The 1,004-nt window shown below is 47.4% G+C and carries 1 protein-coding gene; it reads right to left on the reverse strand.

Annotation, left to right across the window (positions count from 1 at the left end; genetic code table 11):
* Positions 1 to 20 precede the first annotated feature (20 nt).
* Positions 21 to 914, reverse strand: coding sequence for a LysR family transcriptional regulator (locus R8269_RS26630; protein WP_318223094.1), 894 nt, complete (start codon positions 912 to 914; stop codon positions 21 to 23).
* Positions 915 to 1,004: the final 90 nt, after the last annotated feature.

Below are 1,004 nucleotides of genomic sequence, written 5' to 3' on the forward strand. Positions count from 1 at the left end.
TGATGGCCTTTTTATTTGTCTCAATATTTCCAATCTAGCGGAATACTTTGGTGAATATCTTCAAGCAGTACGGATAAGCGAAGAGGATGACGCCCTGCTGGTGTATAACAGTTGATCGTTATTGGCTCTGAAAGCCAGCCTTCAAGGCATGGGGTGATACGGCCGGGGTGATGTTTCTCATACCCTTGTGCAGTCCAAGTTGGCAAGAGACCAATGCCGTGTCCGTTGGCGATACTATCGATCTGCATAGCAATGTTGTCGCTATAGAGTCGGCTGACAAATGGTTCTAGAAAAAACTCCCCTTGTTCTGGGTGCGAGAGTAGCAAACCATTCTCTTGTATCGACCCAAAATCTATCCACGGATGTTTGTTTAGTTCTCTCGGGTGGTGGATGGAGCCATGTTTTTCGATGTAGTTTGGCGACGCGAATGGGGTGTAACGAAATACGCCAAGCGTTTCTTTGCGCCAATCCAGCCCTTTGTGTTCACCTAGCCAGATAAACAAATCTGGATCGTGGTGTGTATCGGAAAAATCACTGGTGAGCTGGACTCTGACGTCAGGGTTCTCCGCCAGAAATTCATTGAGCACATCGCCTAACCAACTGCGAACTAACGCTGCGTGGCAAACGATATGTAGAGAGCCTGATACTTGATTATTTAAGCCTTGAAGCGCCTCATAACTTTCCTCGCAGAGCTCTAGGATCTGGCGGCTGTAGTCGGCAAAAATCTCCCCTGCGCGTGTCAGAATCAAGCGGTTGCCTTGTCGAGTTGTTAGCGCTTGGCCAAAGTCGGCTTCTAATTGTGCTAAGCGGCGGCTCACGGTGGATTTCGGCTGATTCAGTGCTTTGGCGGCTGCGGTCAAACTTTTGTGTTGGTTAAGCGCATCAAAAGCACGAATTGATGCTAAGTCGTGCATATCTTACTCCTTACTGCGTTATGTACGGATTCCATATATGGGAAGAACCGTTCCATAACTCTCACTATGCATCTCATTCTATTTATGAAT

The organism is Vibrio sp. Vb0667, assembly GCF_033391095.1.

Bases quoted from the DNA above. Each gene is read 5' to 3' on its own strand.
- R8269_RS26630 (WP_318223094.1), bottom strand. From the start codon at position 914: ATGCACGACTTAGCATCAATTCGTGCTTTTGATGCGCTTAACCAACAC.